Source organism: Mycobacterium sp. E2327 (assembly GCF_001672675.1).
Classification (GTDB): Bacteria; Actinomycetota; Actinomycetes; order Mycobacteriales; family Mycobacteriaceae; genus Mycobacterium.
The window spans coordinates 63,931-80,811 of record NZ_LZKE01000029.1 but is presented as its reverse complement, the minus strand read 5'-3'; the positions used below and the strand labels follow the sequence as shown (position 1 = coordinate 80,811).

General features: G+C 71.4%; 17 protein-coding genes. 14 read left to right on the top strand and 3 right to left on the bottom strand.

Features of this window, described 5'->3' with window-relative positions:
- Positions 1 to 182 precede the first annotated feature (182 nt).
- From ttfA to A5712_RS03780, 5 genes are all read left to right on the top strand, one after another.
- Positions 183 to 1,031, top strand: a complete 849-nt coding sequence (gene ttfA, locus A5712_RS03800; protein WP_068101508.1) for a trehalose monomycolate transport factor TtfA — start codon at positions 183 to 185, stop codon at positions 1,029 to 1,031.
- Between the two features lie 34 nt (positions 1,032 to 1,065).
- Positions 1,066 to 1,836: an SDR family oxidoreductase gene (locus A5712_RS03795; protein WP_068101503.1), complete on the top strand. Its 771-nt coding sequence runs from the start codon at positions 1,066 to 1,068 to the stop codon at positions 1,834 to 1,836.
- Positions 1,823 to 2,365 carry an orotate phosphoribosyltransferase gene (pyrE, locus tag A5712_RS03790; protein ID WP_068101500.1) on the top strand — a complete coding sequence of 181 codons (543 nt, stop codon included), beginning with the start codon at positions 1,823 to 1,825 and terminating at the stop codon, positions 2,363 to 2,365. Before A5712_RS03795 ends, pyrE begins: the two co-directional genes overlap by 14 nt.
- Before the next feature lie 179 nt (positions 2,366 to 2,544).
- Positions 2,545 to 3,465 (top strand): hypothetical protein, encoded by a 921-nt coding sequence (locus A5712_RS03785; protein WP_068101530.1) that lies wholly within the window; start codon positions 2,545 to 2,547, stop codon positions 3,463 to 3,465.
- Complete coding sequence (locus tag A5712_RS03780) at positions 3,462 to 4,106, top strand: RNA methyltransferase (RefSeq protein WP_068101494.1); 645 nt, start codon at positions 3,462 to 3,464, stop codon at positions 4,104 to 4,106. Before A5712_RS03785 ends, A5712_RS03780 begins: the two co-directional genes overlap by 4 nt.
- Positions 4,107 to 4,155: 49 nt before the next feature.
- On the opposite strand, the gene A5712_RS03775 is transcribed toward A5712_RS03780, so the two are convergent.
- Complete coding sequence (locus A5712_RS03775) at positions 4,156 to 5,121, bottom strand: LysR family transcriptional regulator (RefSeq protein ID WP_068101493.1); 966 nt, start codon at positions 5,119 to 5,121, stop codon at positions 4,156 to 4,158.
- Between the two features lie 22 nt (positions 5,122 to 5,143).
- Here A5712_RS03775 and A5712_RS03770 point away from each other — a divergent pair, with 22 nt between their 5' ends.
- The 9 genes from A5712_RS03770 to A5712_RS03730 are packed head-to-tail and all read left to right on the top strand — an operon-like array spanning position 5,144 to position 14,320.
- Positions 5,144 to 6,313, top strand: a complete 1,170-nt coding sequence (locus A5712_RS03770; RefSeq protein WP_197519285.1) for an XdhC family protein — start codon at positions 5,144 to 5,146, stop codon at positions 6,311 to 6,313.
- Between the two features lie 31 nt (positions 6,314 to 6,344).
- Complete coding sequence (locus tag A5712_RS03765) at positions 6,345 to 7,226, top strand: xanthine dehydrogenase family protein subunit M (RefSeq protein ID WP_068101489.1); 882 nt, start codon at positions 6,345 to 6,347, stop codon at positions 7,224 to 7,226.
- 2 nt (positions 7,227 to 7,228) lie between these two features.
- Complete coding sequence (locus A5712_RS03760) at positions 7,229 to 7,705, top strand: (2Fe-2S)-binding protein (protein WP_068101486.1); 477 nt, start codon at positions 7,229 to 7,231, stop codon at positions 7,703 to 7,705.
- Positions 7,702 to 10,101, top strand: coding sequence for an aerobic carbon-monoxide dehydrogenase large subunit (locus A5712_RS03755; RefSeq protein ID WP_068101483.1), 2,400 nt, complete (start codon positions 7,702 to 7,704; stop codon positions 10,099 to 10,101). The genes A5712_RS03760 and A5712_RS03755 overlap by 4 nt, the downstream gene beginning before the upstream one ends.
- On the top strand, positions 10,102 to 10,971 hold the full coding sequence (locus A5712_RS03750; protein ID WP_068101480.1) for an XdhC family protein: 870 nt from the start codon (positions 10,102 to 10,104) through the stop codon (positions 10,969 to 10,971).
- The gene (locus A5712_RS03745) at positions 10,968 to 11,552 is read left to right on the top strand and encodes an NTP transferase domain-containing protein (protein WP_068101524.1); all 585 of its coding nucleotides are present in this window, start codon (positions 10,968 to 10,970) and stop codon (positions 11,550 to 11,552) included. Before A5712_RS03750 ends, A5712_RS03745 begins: the two co-directional genes overlap by 4 nt.
- Complete coding sequence (locus A5712_RS03740) at positions 11,552 to 12,427, top strand: MoxR family ATPase (protein ID WP_068101477.1); 876 nt, start codon at positions 11,552 to 11,554, stop codon at positions 12,425 to 12,427. Before A5712_RS03745 ends, A5712_RS03740 begins: the two co-directional genes overlap by 1 nt.
- Positions 12,428 to 12,439: 12 nt before the next feature.
- The gene (locus tag A5712_RS03735; RefSeq protein WP_068101474.1) at positions 12,440 to 13,102 is read left to right on the top strand and encodes an SRPBCC family protein; all 663 of its coding nucleotides are present in this window, start codon (positions 12,440 to 12,442) and stop codon (positions 13,100 to 13,102) included.
- A gap of 6 nt (positions 13,103 to 13,108) precedes the next feature.
- Entirely contained in the window at positions 13,109 to 14,320 is a 1,212-nt protein-coding gene (locus tag A5712_RS03730) for a VWA domain-containing protein (protein ID WP_068101471.1), read from the top strand.
- Here A5712_RS03730 and A5712_RS03725 read toward each other — a convergent pair.
- Complete coding sequence (locus A5712_RS03725) at positions 14,298 to 16,412, bottom strand: molybdopterin cofactor-binding domain-containing protein (RefSeq protein ID WP_068101468.1); 2,115 nt, start codon at positions 16,410 to 16,412, stop codon at positions 14,298 to 14,300. The genes A5712_RS03730 and A5712_RS03725 overlap by 23 nt on opposite strands.
- A complete protein-coding gene (locus A5712_RS03720) occupies positions 16,405 to 16,878 on the bottom strand; it encodes a (2Fe-2S)-binding protein (RefSeq protein WP_068101521.1) in 474 nt (157 codons plus the stop codon). Before A5712_RS03720 ends, A5712_RS03725 begins: the two co-directional genes overlap by 8 nt.
- Positions 16,879 to 16,881 lie beyond the last annotated feature (3 nt).

Genomic DNA, 16,881 nt, shown 5'->3' with positions numbered 1-16,881 from the left:
ACCCTCTACGACGAAGACAAAGCCTGGGCCCACCGAGCCCCCGCCGCCGCTTGACAACTTACGAACCTGGGATGTCTCAACGCCGCGATGCCGACCCGCTCGGCGCGCCCTGGCAAACCTTAATTTGCTTGTGACCAGGTCGCATTGTCTATTCCGGGCCGACAGCGGATACCCTGTGTGGGATGGTCCCCCTTTGGTTCACGCTGTCCGCGCTGTGCTTTGTCGGCGCGGGCGTGCTGGTGTACGTCGACATCGATCGGCAGCGGGGGCGTAGCAGGCGCCGCAAATCGTGGGCGCGGTCGCACGGCTTCGACTACGAGCGCGAATCGACCGACATCCTCAAGCGCTGGAAGCGCGGGGTGATCTCCACGGTGGGCGACGTCCCCGCCCACAACGTCGTGCTCGGTCAAATCCGCGGTGAGGCCGTCTACATCTTCGACGTCGAGGAAGTCGCCACGGTGATCGCGCTGCACCGCAAGGTCGGCACCAACGTCGTCGTCGACCTGCGCCTCAAGGGCCTGAAAGAGCCTCGGGAGAGCGACATTTGGCTGCTCGGCGCCATCGGGCCGCGGATGGTGTACTCGACCAACCTGGACGCCGCCCGGCGGGCCTGCGACCGGCGCATGGTCACCTTCGCGCACACCGCCCCCGACTCCGCCGAGATCATGTGGAACGAGCAGAACTGGACGTTGGTCGCCATGCCGATCTCCAGCACGCGCGCGCAATGGGACGAGGGCCTGCGCACCGTGCGCCAGTTCAACGACCTGCTGCGCGTGTTGCCGCCGGTGCCGCAGGAGACTCCGCAGGAGGCCGGGGCGCCCGCGTTGCCGCGCAACGCCGCACCGAGCCGTCCCCTGGCGCCCGCCGGTCGGCTGGAGTTGCCGTCGCGGCGGCCGCAGCAGGACGTGTCGGGGTTGCTGGGCTCGGACGTTCAGGCGGGCCGACGCGCCACCGAGCCGCTGCGCCGGGACCAGGGCCGGCAGCCGCCGACCGGGCGCAACGGCCACGGGGCGACTAACTACCAGCGCTGAGGCCGGCCGGGCCCGCGTCATTACACTGTCGCTCATGCCTCGCCCCGTAGCCCTGATCACCGGGCCGACGTCCGGGATCGGCGGGGGCTACGCCCGGCGCTTCGCGCGCGACGGCTACGACCTGGTCCTGGTCGCCCGCGACGTCGACCGGCTGACCAAGCTGGCCGCCGAGCTCGAGGCCGCGGGCGGCAACGTCGAGATCCTGCCCGCGGACCTGGCCGACGCGGCCGGCCGCGACAAGGTGGCCGAGCGGCTTGCCGCGGGGGTGCGGGTCCTGGTCAACAACGCCGGCTTCGGCACGTCCGGCGAATTCTGGACGACGGATCCCGCGCTGCTGCAGGCGCAGCTCGACGTCAACGTGACCGCGGTGCTGCAGCTCACCCGTGCCGCGGTGCCCGCCATGGTCGCCGCCGGCGCCGGGACCGTCATCAACGTCGCCAGCGTCGCCGGAATGGTGAACGGCCGGTCGTCGACCTATTCGGCGTCCAAGGCCTGGGTGATCTCGTTCAGCGAGGGCCTGGCCGGCGCGCTGGACGGAACGGGAGTCGGCGTGCACGCCGTGTGCCCTGGCTTCGTGCACACCGAATTTCACGCCCGGGCCGGGATGGACATGGCCAAGCTGCCGCCATTCCTGTGGCTCGAGGTCGACGACGTGGTCGCCGCAAGCCTGGCCGACGTCGCCGCCGGCAAGGTGGTCAGCGTGCCGGGCCTGCAGTACAAGGCGATCGTCACCGCCGGGCGGCTGCTGCCCCGCGGCCTGGTGCGCAGCGCCGCGAAACGAGTGGGCGGTCGTGACCGCAGCTGATCCCCGCGCGGAGCTTGCCGATCTGGTGCGCCGATTGTCGGTGGTGCACGGCCGGGTGACGCTGTCGTCGGGCAAGGAGGCCGACTACTACGTCGACCTGCGCCGGGCCACCCTGCAGCACCGCGCCTCCGCGCTGATCGGCACGCTGATGCGCGAGCTCACCGCCGACTGGGACTACGCCGTCGTCGGTGGGCTGACGCTGGGCGCCGACCCCGTCGCGACCGCCATCATGCACGCGCCCGGGCGGCCCATCGACGCGTTCGTCGTGCGCAAGTCGGCGAAAACCCACGGGCTGCAACGCCTTATCGAGGGATCCGAGGTCTCCGGCCGGCGGGTCCTGGTGGTGGAGGACACCAGCACCACCGGCAACTCGGCGCTCACGGCGGTGCATGCCGTGCAGGACGCGGGCGGCCAGGTGATCGGGGTGGCCACCGTGGTGGACCGCGCCACCGGCGCCGCCGAGGCCATCGAAGCAGAAGGAATTCCCTACCGCAGCGTGCTGGGCCTGGCCGATCTGGGGCTGGGCTAGGCCACGTTTCATGCCTGCGCTGTCACATGTGCCACAGCAGCCTCTCGTCCGGGCGACTCTCGTTGTGCCCGCCTCGCAGCGACAAAGCACCGGGTCGCCCCGCCGCCGCCCAGTTGTCGCTCTGAGGCGGGCAAGTCGTCGATCCGTTCCCCGACCGGCTCCTGTGGCAAACGTGAATGATGTCAACTAGATTCGGGCGCCTGGCCCGTGTCGCGTGCATTGTCGTCTTCACGGCGGCGTGTGCCCTGGGCTGTTCGGACCCCAACGGCCCGGTGCGGCCGTACGGCGCGCAGGGCGCCCGGCTCGGCGAGTCGCTTGCGCTGCTGGGCTGGAACATGTCGGTGTCGAACCTGCGCTGGGACGGCGACTACGTGCTGGTCGACCTCGACGCATCGCCTACCGACCCGAAGGCCCCGTACGCCAAGCCCGAGGAGCTTCGCTTCGGGCTGTACGGCGCGCTGGCGCACCCGATGGAGTCGGCCGCGCTGGGCAGCTGCGACGATGCGGCGACGACTGTGCACGACATCCAACACCCACTGTCGGCGCCCCCCGGCCGGCTCACCGGCAGCATTTGCCTTGGGCCGCTTAAGGATCGGAGCCAGGTGCGCGGGGTGTACGCCTACTCGCCGCGCGACCGGATCCCGAACACCTCGGCGGCCTACCCGGCGGCGTTCCCGGTGGGGCTGCCGCCCACCAACGCCAACGACACCGGCCTGAGCGTCAAGACCGTGAGCCTGTCGGCCTGGCGCGCCGACGGCGCCCCGATGACCAAGGCCCAGCTCGGCGATCCCGCCGCGTTCGTCGGCAACGGCTACATGCTGCTGGGTCTGGAAGCCACCGCCCTCGCGGACCGGTACCGCGACGACTCCGCCAAGCGCGGCGGGCCGCTGATGCTGCTGGCGTCGCCCACCCTGCCCGGCCGTGGCCTGAACCCGGCGTGCGCGACGTACGGGTCGTCGGTGCTGATCCTGCCCGACGCGTCGCTGGACTCCGTGCGCGTCAACGCGTCGCTGTGCACCCAGGGCGAGATCAACGAGGCGCTGCTGTACGCCACGGTGGCGGTCGACGGCACCCACGCCGGCGTGTGGACGCAGCGATGAGCGACCCGGGGCCCACCGAATGGGGAACGACGGGCGGCGGCGTCGGGCCGTGGCCGGGCGAGCCGCCCGACGACCCGCGATACGACCCAAATCTGTTGCGCGACGGCGATACTCGCAACGTCGTCGACGCGTACCGGTACTGGACCCGCGAGGCGATCATCGCCGACATCGACCTGCGCCGTCACCCGCTGCACGTGGCGATCGAGAACTTCGGCTACGACGCCAACATCGGCTCGGTGGTGCGCACCGCCAACGCCTTCGCCGTGCACACCGTGCACATCGTCGGGCGGCGGCGCTGGAATCGCCGCGGCGCCATGGTGACCGACCGGTATCAGCGGCTGTGCCACCACGACAGCACCGCCGCGCTGCTCGAGTTCGCGGCGGGCGCCGGGCTGACGGTGGTGGCCGTCGACAACGTCCCGGGCGCACAGCGGTTGGAGGAAACGGCGCTGCCGCGGGAGTGCCTGATGGTGTTCGGCGAGGAAGGCCCGGGCATCACCGACGACATCCGGGCCGGCGCGGCGCTCACGGTGTCGATCGCCCAGTTCGGCTCGACGCGCAGCATCAACGCCGGCGTCGCGGCCGGGATCGCGATGCACGCGTGGGTCCGCCAGCACGCGGACCTGTCGCGCGCCTGGTAGCAGCCTTCAGTGTGAAGTTCGTCGGCGTGTCATCGCCCTGGATACACACTCAACTCCACAGCGTCACATGCACTTTCGGGCGGAAGCGGGTCACGCCGACGCCGCTGCCGCGGATCATCGCCTGCGTGCACCGCGGCGTGGTGATGAAGCGGACGAGCTCGGACACGGCCGGTTGCCGCACCGACGGCCCCAGCGTGGCCGCGCACCACTCGCCCGACCTTTCCAGGCCGGGCCCGCTCAGGCGGGTCAACCGCCCGGCCGCGAGGTCCTTGGCGACGGCGAAACCGATCGTCAGCGAGACACCGCCGACCCGCTGCACCTCCTCCAGCGCGGCGGCGTCGCTCTGAAAGATCCGCTGGTTCGACTCCGGAATCGCTAAGTCCCGCAACATCTTTGCGATCTCGCCGTCCACCCCACCGGCGGCCGGGCCGAGCATCCACTGCTGCTGGCGCAACAGCGCCGGCGTCGGAACACCAACGGCCAGTGGGCTGTTCGGCGGCACGACGGTGATGATCTGGTATTTCAGGAACGGCCGCACGAAGATCCCGTCGTCGGGACCAAGCGAACCCTCGCCGGAGGGACCGATCGCGATGTCGACGGCCCGCGAGCAGATCAAGTCGCGGAAGCGGCTCGTCGGGTGCACGCTCAGCTCCACCGACAGGTCGTCGGCCCGCGACGAGAACAGCTCGATCAGCCCGGGAGCCGCGTGCTCGGCGAACGCGGTCGAAGCGGCGATCCGCAGCAGCCGGCGCCCGTGGGCGGCCTCGGTCACCTCGATCGCGGTTTGTTGCTGCAGCCCCAGGATTTCGACCGCGCGGCTGGCCAGCCGCAGCCCACCCGGCGTGAACGCCAGGCCCGCGCCCGTCCGGGTGAACAGCGGGTCGTCGAGCTCCTTGCGCAGCGCCGCCACGAGCATCGACACGCCCGCGTCGGAAACGCCCAACTCGGCCGCGGCCGCGCGCACCGAACCCAACCGCACCACCGCCGAATAGGCCCGAAGTTGAGCCGGAGTCACGCCATGAGCTTACGTTTAAAGCGTGCGTGACGTCCTTGCCGAGCTGATGGCGATCTGGCGCGCCGGCGAAACCGCGGGATTGGGCACGGTGGTGCGCACCTTCCGGTCCGCGCCGCGCCCGCCGGGGGCCTCGATGATGGTGGCGCCGGACGGTTCGGTGACGGGGTCGGTGTCCGGCGGCTGCGTGGAGGGCGCGGTCTACGAGCTCGCCAGTGAGGTCGCCAAGACCGGGACGCCGCGGCTGGAGCGCTACGGAGTCAGCGACGACGACGCGTTCGCGGTCGGGCTGACGTGCGGCGGCATCATCGACGTCTTCGTCGAGTCGGTGTCGCGCTCGACCTTCCCCGAACTCGGCGCGGTGGCCGACGACATCGGCGAGCACCGCCCGGTGGCGGTCGCGACCGTCATCGCGCATCCCGACGCGCGTTGGGTCGGGCGCCGCGTCGTCGTCCGGCCGGACGCGCTGGCCGGATCGCTGGGTTCGGCGCGCGCCGACGCCGCGGTCGCCGACGACGCCCGCGGCCTGCTGGCGGTGGGCCGCAGCGACGTCCTCAAGTACGGGCCCGACGGGCAACGCCTCGGCGAGGGCATGGAGGTGTTCGTCTCCTGCTTCGCGCCGCGCCCCCGCATGCTGGTGTTCGGCGCCATCGACTTCGCCGCGGCCCTGGCGCAGCAGGGATCGTTCCTCGGCTACCGGGTCACGGTGTGCGACGCCCGCGAGCTGTTCGCCACGCCCGTGCGCTTCCCCACCGCCGACCATGTCGTCGTCGATTGGCCGCACCGCTACCTCGCCGCCCAGGCGGAGGCGGGCGCCATCGACGCGAGCACGGTGATCTGCGTGCTCACCCACGACCCCAAGTTCGACGTCCCGGTGCTCGAGGTGGCGCTGCGGCTGCCCCACGTGGGCTACGTGGGGGCGATGGGGTCGCGGCGCACCCACGACGACCGGATGAACCGGCTGCGGGCGGCGGGGCTGAGCGACGCCGAGCTGGGCCGGCTGTCCAGCCCGATCGGCCTGGACCTGGGGGCTCGCACGCCGGAGGAGACGGCGGTGTCGATCGCCGCCGACATCATCGCCAAGCGCTGGGGCGGGGGCGGCCGCCCGCTGTCCGAGACCGCCGGACGCATCCATCACGACGCGCCGGAGCCGCAGGTAGCGGGCGAGTTCAGCGATCACTTAACTCGCCATTGACGCCTAGTGTGACGCGGCCCACACTGCTCCCATGCAAGTACCTGGCCCCTTCGAATACGAACGTGCGACCAGCGTCGACCACGCCGTCGGCCTGCTGGACCGGCTGGGGGAGGGGGCGCGCGTGATCGCCGGCGGGCACAGCCTGCTGCCGATGATGAAGCTGCGCATCGCCAACCCCGAATACCTCGTCGACATCAACGACCTGGCGCCTGAGCTCGGGTACGTGATCACCGATCCCACCCTGGTGCGCGTCGGCGCCATGACCCGGCACCGCGAGATCCTGGAGTCCGACACCCTGGCCGCCGTGTGCCCGATCTTCCGGGATGCCGAACGGGTGATCGCCGACCCGGTGGTCCGCAACCGCGGCACCCTGGGCGGCTCGCTGTGCCAGGCGGATCCGGCCGAGGATCTCTCGACGGTGTGCACAGTGCTGGGCGCGGTGTGCCTGGTGCGTGGACCGTCGGGGGAACGCGAGATCGCGATGGACGACTTCATCGTCGGCCCGTACGAGACGGCGGTCGCCCCGAACGAGATCCTGATCGAGGTGCGAATCCCCGTGCGGCTCAACATGTCCAGTGCATACGCGAAAGTGGAACGGCGCGTGGGTGACTGGGCCGTCGCCGCAGCGGGCGCGGCCGTCACCCTCGACGACGGCTCGATCGCCGCCGCCCGCGTAGGCCTGACCGCCGTCAACCCCGACCCGGGCGCGCTGGCCGAGATCTCGGCGGCGCTGGTCGGCCGGCCGGCCACCGACGAGACCTTCGCCGAGGCGGGTCGCCTGGCCGCCGCGGCCTGCGAGCCGGTGACCGACGTCCGCGGCACCGCCGACTACAAGCGCCACCTGGCCTCGGAACTCACTATCCGCACGTTGCGCACCGCTGCCGAGCGCGTCGGCGAACAAAGGAGCCAATAGCGATGCAAGTCAACATGACCGTCAACGGCGAGCAGGTCACCGCCGACGTCGAGCCGCGGATGCTGCTGGTGCACTTCCTGCGGGATCAGTTGCGGCTCACCGGAACCCACTGGGGATGCGACACCAGCAACTGCGGAACGTGCGTCGTCGACGTCGACGGCGTGCCGGTGAAGTCCTGCACCATGCTGGCCGTGATGGCGTCCGGCCACAGCGTGCGGACCGTCGAGGGGCTGGCCGTGGACGGCCAGCTCGACCCGATCCAGGAAGGCTTCATGCGCTGCCACGGGCTGCAATGCGGCTTCTGCACACCGGGAATGATGATCACCGCCCGCGCCCTGCTGGACCGCGACCCCAACCCCGACGAGGAGACCATCCGGGAGGCCATCTCCGGGCAGATCTGCCGCTGCACCGGATACACGACGATCGTGCGCTCCATCCAGTGGGCCGCGAACCATGCCGCGGCGGAGGCACAGTCATGACCACCATCGAATCCCGCCCGCCCTCACCCGAGGACACCGCTGACAACGACCAAAAGCCGTGCGGCCACGGCCGGATGCTGCGCAAGGAGGACCCGCGCTTCATCCGCGGGCGTGGCACCTACGTCGACGACGTCGCGCTGCCGGGCATGCTGCACCTGGCGATCCTGCGCTCGCCGTACGCGCATGCCCGCATCGTCGGCATCGATACCACTGCGGCGCAAGCACATCCGAAGGTCAAGGCCGTGGTGACGGGCGCGGACCTGGCCGAGAAGGGCCTGGCGTGGATGCCGACGCTGTCCAACGACACCCAAGCCGTCCTGGCCACCGACAAGGTGCGCTTCCAGGGCCAGGAGGTGGCGTTCGTCGTCGCCGAGGACCGGTATTCGGCCCGCGACGCGCTGGAGCTGATCGACGTCGACTACCACCCGCTGGATCCCGTCGTCGACGTGCGCAAGGCGCTCGACTCGTCCGCCCCGGTGATCCGCACCGATCTCGACGGCAAGAACGACAACCACATCTTCGACTGGGAGACCGGCGACGCCGCCGCCACCGACGCGGCATTCGCCAAGGCCGACGTCGTCGTCAAGCAGGAGATCGTGTACCCGCGGGTGCACCCCGCGCCGATGGAAACCTGCGGCGCGGTGGCCGATTTGGACCCGGTGACCGGCAAGCTGACGCTGTGGACCACCTCGCAGGCGCCGCACGCGCACCGCACGCTCTACGCGTTGGTCGCGGGCCTGCCCGAGCACAAGATCCGGGTGATCTCGCCCGACATCGGCGGCGGCTTCGGCAACAAGGTGCCGATCTACCCCGGCTACGTGTGCGCGATCGTCGGCTCGTTGCTGCTGGGCAAGCCGGTGAAGTGGATGGAGGACCGCAGCGAGAACCTGACGTCCACCAGCTTCGCCCGCGACTACATCATGGTCGGCGAGATCGCCGCGACGAACGACGGAAAGATCCTCGCGATCAGGTCCAACGTGCTGGCCGATCACGGCGCGTTCAACGGCCAGGCGGCTCCGACGAAGTATCCGGCCGGCTTCTTCGGGGTGTTCACCGGCAGCTACGACCTCGAGGCCGCCTACTGCCACATGACCGCCGTCTACACCAACAAGGCGCCCGGCGGGGTGGCCTACGCGTGCTCGTTCCGCATCACCGAGGCGGTGTATTTCGTGGAACGGCTGGTGGACTGCCTGGCGTTCGAGCTGAAGATGGACCCGGCCGAGCTGCGGCTGCGAAACCTGTTGCGGCCCGACCAGTTTCCGTACCAGAGCAAGACCGGCTGGACGTACGACTCGGGCGACTACGAGGCCACCATGCGCAAGGCCATGGACATGATCGGCTACGACGCGCTGCGCGCCGAGCAGCAGGAGCGGCGGGCGCGCGGGGAGCTGATGGGCATCGGGATGTCGTTCTTCACCGAGGCCGTCGGCGCCGGCCCGCGCAAGGACATGGACATCCTCGGCCTGGGCATGGCCGACGGGTGTGAGCTGCGTGTGCACCCGACCGGCAAAGCCGTTGTGCGGCTGTCGGTTCAGAGCCAGGGGCAGGGGCACGAGACGACGTTCGCGCAGATCGTCGCCGAGGAGCTCGGCATCCCGCCCGACGACATCGAGGTGGTGCACGGCGACACCGACCAGACGCCGTTCGGGCTCGGCACCTACGGCAGCCGCTCGACGCCGGTGTCGGGCGGGGCCGCGGCGCTGGTGGCGCGCAAGGTGCGCGACAAGGCGAGGATCATCGCGTCGGGCATGCTCGAGGTCTCGGTCGCCGACTTGGAGTGGGAGAAGGGCTCGTTCCACGTCAAGGGTGACCCGTCGGCGTCGGTGACCATCCAGGACATCGCGATGCGCGCGCACGGGGCCGGCGACCTGCCCGACGGCATCGAGGGCGGCCTGGACGCCGAAGTCTGCTACAACCCGGAGAACCTGACCTACCCGTATGGCGCGTATTTCTGTGTGGTGGACGTCGATCCGGGCACCGCGGTGGTCAAGGTGCGCCGCTTCCTCGCCGTGGACGACTGCGGCACCCGCATCAACCCGATGATCATCGAGGGCCAGGTGCACGGCGGCATCGTCGACGGCATCGGGATGGCGTTGATGGAGATGATCGCGTTCGACGAGGAGGGCAACTGCCTCGGCGGATCGCTGATGGACTACCTGATCCCGACCGCGGCCGAGGTGCCGCACCTGGAGACCGGCTTCACGGTGACGCCGTCGCCGCACCACCCGATCGGCGCGAAGGGCATCGGCGAATCGGCCACCGTCGGATCACCCCCGGCCGTGGTCAACGCCGTGGTGGATGCGTTGGCGCCGTACGGGGTTCGGCACGCCGACATGCCGCTGACGCCGTCGCGGGTGTGGGAGGCGATGCAGGGCAGAGCGAGGCCGCCGATCTAGATGATGATCAGCGAGCGCGTTCAGGAGCTGTTGGCGGCACGGACACCGTTCGTGCACGCGACCGTGGTGCGCGCCCAGCCGCCCACCTCGTCCTACCCGGGCGACGAGGCAATCCTGTTGGCCGACGGCACAATCGAGGGCTTCGTCGGCGGCCAGTGCGCCCAGAACTCGGTCCGCAAGGCGGCGATGGGCGCGCTGCAGGCCGGCGAAAGCGTGCTGCTGCGAGTGCTTCCCGAGGGCGACGTGCACTTTCCCGAGGCCCCCGGCGCCTGCGTCGTCGTCAACCCGTGCCTGTCCGGCGGGTCGCTGGAGATCTTCCTGACCCCGCAGCTGCCGGCCCCGCTGATCCGGGTCTACGGCACCACGCCGATCGCCGAGGCGCTGACCCAGGTGTGCGGCGTGCTCGGCTACGACGCGCGCAGCGACGGTGACCTCTCCGACGCGACCGCCGTCGTCATCGCCAGCCACGGCGGGCCGGAAGCCGAAACCATCCGCGCGGCACTGGATCACGGCGTCGGATACATCGGCCTGGTCGCCAGCAAGGTGCGCGGCGCCGCGATCCTCGACTCGCTCGACCTCTCGCCGGAGGAGCGGGCGCGGGTGCACACCCCGGTCGGGCTGGCCATCGGCGCCAAGACCCCCGCCGAGATCGCGGTCTCGATCGCGGCCGAACTCATCGCCGGCATCCGCGCCGGCCTGCGCCGCGCCGTCGCGCCGGTGGCCGTCGCGCGCGAGGCGGTCGATCCGGTGTGCGGCATGACCGTGACGATCGGGCCTGCCACCGAGCACCTGCGGGTGGCGGGCGCCGACCATTGGTTCTGCGGCCCGGGATGCCGCGCCGCGTTCGCCAACCGGCCAGCCGGCGCATGACCGGGCCGCCCGTCACCGGCGTCGTGCTGGCGGCCGGCGGTTCGCGCAGGCTGGGAACGCCCAAACAGCTTCTGCCGTACCGGGATACGACCCTGCTCGGGGCCACCCTGGAGGCGGCCCGGGGCGCCGGGTTCGACCAGCTGATCGTCACGCTCGGCGGCGCCGCGGCGGCGGTGCGCGATGCGGTGCCGATGGACGGGGTCGACGTGGTGCAGGTCGACGACTTCGGGACCGGGTGTGCGGCCTCGCTGCGCGCCGCGCTCGATCAGGTGGACCCCCGCGCCGCCGGCATCGTGCTGATGCTCGGCGATCAACCCGGGATCGATCCGCTGACACCGCGGCGCGTCGCCGCGGAAGGCGCGGCCGCCGACATCGCGGTGTGCCGCTACCACGACGGGATCGGGCACCCGTTCTGGCTCGGCCGTGCGCTGTTCGGCGATCTGCGCGAACTGCACGGCGACAAGGGGGTGTGGAAGCTCGTCGAGTCGGGCCGGTACCAGGTGCGCGAACTCGCGGTCGACGGCCCCGTGCCGCTCGACGTCGACACCTGGGACGACTACCAGCGCCTGGTGACGTCCTGATGTTTGACGGCGTGCAGGACGTGATAGCCCGGTTCGACGCGCGCGACTACCTGCTCGACACGGGAACGGCGTCGGCGATCTACCTGGCGGTCACGCTCGGCCGCCCGCTGCTGCTGGAGGGCGAACCGGGCGTCGGCAAGACCACGGCCGCGAAAACCCTTGCGGCGGTGCTGGATACCCCGCTGGTGCGGCTGCAGTGCTACGAGGGACTCACCGCCAGCGAGGCGCTCTACGACTGGAACTACCAGCGCCAGCTGCTGTCCATCCGGCTGGCGGAGGCGCAAGGGGGCCATACATCAAACATCTCGGTGGCCGACCTCTACACCGAGAACTACCTCGTCGACCGGCCCATCCTGCGGTGCGTGCGGCACCGCGGCCCGACGCCCCCGGTGCTGCTGATCGACGAAATCGACCGCGCCGACGACGAATTCGAGGCGCTGCTGCTGGAGTTCCTGGGCGAATCCGCGGTCACCGTGCCCGAGCTCGGCACCTTCGTCGCCGAGCGCCCGCCGATCGCGGTGCTGACCTCCAACCGCAGCCGCGACCTGCACGACGCGCTGCGCCGCCGCTGCCTCTACCACTGGATCGACTACCCGGAGCCGGCCCGGGCCGCCGCCATCGTCCGGCGGACGGTGCCGGGGGCGACCGCGCCGTTGATCGAGCACGCCACCCAATTCGTCGGGCGCACGCGCGATCTCGACCTGGACAAGCCGCCCGGGGTGGCCGAGACCATCGACTGGGTCTCCGCCCTGGTGGCGCTCGGCGTTGCCGACCTGGTTGACGAGGCAACCGTGACCACCCTGGGGGCGCTGGCCAAGACGCCGGACGACCGTACTCTGATTCGCGACGCGTTTACCGAGTACAGCCGCACCTGAGAGGACCACAGCATGAAGATCGCCAACCAGTTCACCGTCAGCGCACCCATCGAGCAGGCCTGGGACGTGCTGTGCGACCTGGAACAGGTGATCCCGCTGATGCCCGGCGCGCAGCTCACCGGCCACGAGGGCGACGACTACCTGGGCAAGGTCAAGGTCAAGGTCGGCCCGGTCACCAGCGAGTTCAGCGGCAAGGTGCGCTTCGTCGAGCTGGACCGCGAACAGCACCGCGCGGTCATCGACGGCAAGGGCAAGGAGGCGCGGGGCACCGGCAACGCCGCCGCCACGGTCACCGCCCAGTTGCACGAGGACGGGGACCGCACCAGCGTCACCGTCGACACCGATCTCAAGATCGTCGGCAAGCTGGCCCAGTTCGGCAGCGGCATGCTGCAGCAGGTTTCGGAGAAGCTGCTGGGCCAGTTCGTGGAATCGCTGGAGGCCGAGCTGGCCGCCAAGAACACCGGCGCGCCCGCGCCCGACGCGGCATCGGAGGAGCCGATTCCGGCCTGGCCGGCGAACCCGGTCCCGGGAACGCGCCAGCCCCCCGCACCCGAGCCCGAGCCCATCGACCTGCTCGAGCTCGCCGGCGGCGACCAGCTCAAGAAATACGCGCCCGTGGCGCTGGCCGTGCTCGCCGCGCTGGTGCTGGGTTGGCTGCTCGGCCGGAGGCGCTAGCGCATCGTGCCCACCCCACTGCTGTTGCGCGGCGTCGACCTGGCCGCGTTCGCGGCGGCCCTGGTAGCGCGCCTGCGCGGCGCGGGGGTGCTGGTGTCGGCCAACGGCCCGGCCGACTTCGTGCAAGCGCTGCGGCGATTGGTGCCGGACACCACGTCGGCGCTCTATTGGGCGGCCAGGCTGACGCTGGTGAACCGGATGGAAGACCTGGTGGCCTTCGACGCCGTGTTCGCGTCGGTCTTCGGGGCGGTCGGCGCCGCGCGCCCCGATGGCACAACCGAGCCCGTCCTGCCCCTGCCCGGCCCCAAGACACCCGCGGCCGGCACGGTTCGACCCGCCGGCGGTCCGTCGCAGGCCGGCGCGCACCAGCTGCCCTGGGCCACCCGCGCCACCGCCGATCGGGACGCAACCCCGACGAGCGTCGTGCTCCCGGATCCGCTGCCCAGCCGCATCTCCGCGCGCGCCGACGAACCGTTCGATCGCTTTGACGCGCAAGACCTTCGCCTGCTCGGCTCCTGGCTGGAGGCGACGGTCTCGCGCTGGCCGCGGGGCCGCAGCATGCGCTTCGAGCCCAGCGCGGGCGGTAAGCGGATCGACCTGCGGGCCACCATGAACGCGTCGCGCGCCACCGGCTGGGAGTCCGTGATCCTGGCGCGAACGCGGCCCCGCCGGAGGCCCCGTCGGGTGGTCCTGGCCTGTGACGTGAGCCGCTCGATGCAGCCATACGCCGCGGTCTATCTGCACCTGATGCGTGCCGCCGCGCTGCGCCAGGCGCGCATCCGCCCCGAGGTGTTCGCGTTCTCGACGTCGCTGACCCGGCTCACGCCGGTGCTGTCGCACCGCTCGGCCGAGGTGGCGCTGCAGAAGGCCAACGCGAAGGTCACCGACCGCTACGGCGGGACGTTCATCGGTCGCAGCCTCGGTGCCCTGCTCGCCGCGCCGCACGGCAACGCGCTGCGCGGCGCGGTGGTGATCATCGCCTCCGACGGCTGGGACGCCGACCCGCCCGACGTGCTCGCCCGCGCGATGGCCCGGTTGCGCCGCCGCGCCGCGATGCTGGTGTGGCTCAATCCCCGTGCGGCGCAAGGCGATTTCCAGCCGCTGGCCGGTTCGATGGCCGCGGCCCTACCCTACTGCGACCTGTTCCTGCCGGCGCACTCGCTGACGGGTCTGCGCGAATTCCTGCTGGCCCTGGCTAATCCGGCATCGCGGCGATGAGCTGCTCGGCGGTCAACGGTAGCGAGCGCACCCGAACGCCGAGCGCGTCGTACACCGCGTTGGCGATCGCCGCGGCCGTCGGGCCCTGGGCGCACTCGCCGATCCCCAGCGGTGGGTTGCCCTGTCCGGCAAGCAATTCCACGTCGACCGGGGGCACCTCGGAGAACCGCAGGATGGGGTAGGTCTCCCAGGTGTCGCTGGTGACGTTGAATTCGTCGAAGCGCACCCGTTCCTTGAGCGTCCAGCTGGCGGCTTGGATTGCGCCGCCCTCGATTTGATTGGCTGCGCCGTCGGGATTGATGATCAGGCCGGCGTCCACCGCGATGACCAGCCGGCGCACCCGGACTTCCTCGACCGCCTCGACCTCGGCCACCACCGCGCAGTACGCGGCCGAATTCTTGTATCGCGCATAGCCGATGCCGCGGCCGAGCGCGTCCCGCGGCGTCCACTCGTCCCACCCGGCCCGCGCCGCCGCCGCCCGCAGCACCGCCCGCCCGCGCGGGTCCGACAGGTGCGCCAACCGGAACTCGACGGGATCGCGGCCCGCGGCCGCGGCCAGCTCGTCCATGAACGACTCCGCGGCAAAGACATTGACGAAGGCGCCCAGCGAACGCAGCGCCGAGGTCCGCAGCGGCATCTCGGTCGACAGGTGGTTGATCACCCGGTAGGACGGAAAGTCGTACCCCGGAACCGAATTGCGGCCGGTGCCGCCGCCCCACTCGACCGGCGGCTCCCCGCCGGCCCGGATCGGCTCGCCGCCGGCGCGTTCGCTGGCCGCCAGCAACGCCGACGTCGGCGTCGTGCCCGGGCGGCCCATGTAGCTGCCGCTCCAGATCTCGTGGCGCCAGTCGACCACCCCGCCGTCGTCGCCGCACTCGGCGGCGATCTCCACGACGGCCGCGGGACCGAAAGGCGCCCAGGCCAATTCGTCGGCGCGCGACCAGACCAGGTGCACGGGGCGTCCGGGGACGGCTCGGGCCAGCAGGGCGGCGTCCATGGCCGCGTCGTCGGCGCCGTTGTGCCCGTAGCACCCGGCTCCCTCGACGTGGCGCACCACCACCCGATCGACCGAGAGGCCGAGCGCGGCGGCCAATTCCCGCCGCAGCACGTGCACGCCCTGGGTGTGCGACCAGACCTCCAGGCGACCGTCCGGGTAGGCGAGCGCCGCCGCGGCCGACGGACCGATTGACCCATGGGCCAGGTACGGCCGGTGATAGCGCGCCGAGTGCGACCGCGCGGAATCATAATGCGAAGCAGCCTCTTTGGCCGCCAACACCGACGTCTCGGCCGCCGCAGCCAGCAGGAACGACGGCAGGTCGTCCTCGTCGGGCAGCGTCGGGCGCTCGTCCCACTCCGCATCGCCGCGCAGCCGTTCGGCGGCGCGCACCGCGACCTCCTCGCGCTCGGCCACCACGCCAAGGAACTCGCCGTCTCGCACGACGGTGATCACGCCCAGCAGCGCCAGGGTGGGGCCGGCGTCGAGATCACGCAGCCGCGCCCCGCGCGACGGCGGGCGAACCACGCGGCCGTAGAGCTGCCCGTCCAAAACGAGGTCGTGCAGGTAGCGCGGGCGCCCGGTCAGCTTGTCGGGGAGGTCCAGCCGCGCGACGTCGGTGCCGACGACCGCGTACGCCGACTCCGGCTTGGGTGTCGCCGCGCCGGTGGCCGCGCGATCCAGCAGCGAGTCGTCGGCGAGCTCCCAGTAGCTGGTGGACGCCCCTTCGGGGCCGGTGATCTCGCCGTCGTCGACGTCCAGCTCGTCGGGCGCCACGGCGAGCTTTGCCGCCGCGACGTCGAGGTAGATCGCCCGCGCCTCGGCGCACGCCTGGCGCAGCGCCGCGCCCGACTGCTGGATCGAGCGGCTGCCGGCGGTGAAGCCCTCGTCGGGGCTGCGATCGGTCGCCGCGGCGGTCATCCGCACGCGGGCGATGTCGACGTCGAGCTCCTCGGCGGCGATCTGCGCCAGCGCGGTCAACACGCCCTGGCCCAGCTCGACCTTGCCGGAGCGCACCTCGACGACGCCGTCCGGCCCGATCCGAACCCATTCGCCCAGAACGGGATTAGCCGCCAGCGACTCCGGCAGGTCAGGCATCCACCGACCCCCGCATCTCGGCCGCCGCGCTCAGCACCGCCGCCACCACCCGGTTGTGCGAGCCGCAGCGGCACAGGTTGGGGTCCAGCGCCGCGCGCACCTCGGCCTCCGTCGGCTCGGGGTTGTCGGCCAGCAGCGCCGCGGCCGCCACCACGATGCCCGACATGCAATACCCGCACTGCGCCGCCTGCCGCGCGATCAAAGCGCGCGAAACCGGGTGCGGTTCGCCGTCGTAGCCGAGCCCCTCCACGGTGCGGATCGACTTGTCGCCCACCGACCACAGCGGGGTGTCGCACGAGTAGATGGGGCGGCCGTCGGCCAGGACAAAGCAGGCGCCGCACAGGCCGACCCCGCAACCGAACCGCGTCCCCTTCAAACCCAGGTGGTTGCGCAACACGTACAGCAGCGGTGTGTCGTCGTCGGCGTCGACCTCGTGGCGCCGCCCGTTAACAGTCAGTCTTCGCATGGA

Bases quoted from the DNA above. Each gene is read 5' to 3' on its own strand.
- ttfA (WP_068101508.1), top strand. From the start codon at position 183: ATGGTCCCCCTTTGGTTCACGCTGTCCGCGCTGTGCTTTGTCGGCGCG.
- A5712_RS03795 (WP_068101503.1), top strand. From the start codon at position 1,066: ATGCCTCGCCCCGTAGCCCTGATCACCGGGCCGACGTCCGGGATCGGC.
- A5712_RS03785 (WP_068101530.1), top strand. From the start codon at position 2,545: ATGTCAACTAGATTCGGGCGCCTGGCCCGTGTCGCGTGCATTGTCGTC.
- A5712_RS03780 (WP_068101494.1), top strand. From the start codon at position 3,462: ATGAGCGACCCGGGGCCCACCGAATGGGGAACGACGGGCGGCGGCGTC.
- A5712_RS03765 (WP_068101489.1), top strand. From the start codon at position 6,345: ATGCAAGTACCTGGCCCCTTCGAATACGAACGTGCGACCAGCGTCGAC.
- A5712_RS03760 (WP_068101486.1), top strand. From the start codon at position 7,229: ATGCAAGTCAACATGACCGTCAACGGCGAGCAGGTCACCGCCGACGTC.
- A5712_RS03755 (WP_068101483.1), top strand. From the start codon at position 7,702: ATGACCACCATCGAATCCCGCCCGCCCTCACCCGAGGACACCGCTGAC.
- A5712_RS03750 (WP_068101480.1), top strand. From the start codon at position 10,102: ATGATGATCAGCGAGCGCGTTCAGGAGCTGTTGGCGGCACGGACACCG.
- A5712_RS03745 (WP_068101524.1), top strand. From the start codon at position 10,968: ATGACCGGGCCGCCCGTCACCGGCGTCGTGCTGGCGGCCGGCGGTTCG.
- A5712_RS03740 (WP_068101477.1), top strand. From the start codon at position 11,552: ATGTTTGACGGCGTGCAGGACGTGATAGCCCGGTTCGACGCGCGCGAC.
- A5712_RS03735 (WP_068101474.1), top strand. From the start codon at position 12,440: ATGAAGATCGCCAACCAGTTCACCGTCAGCGCACCCATCGAGCAGGCC.
- A5712_RS03725 (WP_068101468.1), bottom strand. From the start codon at position 16,412: ATGCCTGACCTGCCGGAGTCGCTGGCGGCTAATCCCGTTCTGGGCGAA.
- A5712_RS03720 (WP_068101521.1), bottom strand. From the start codon at position 16,878: ATGCGAAGACTGACTGTTAACGGGCGGCGCCACGAGGTCGACGCCGAC.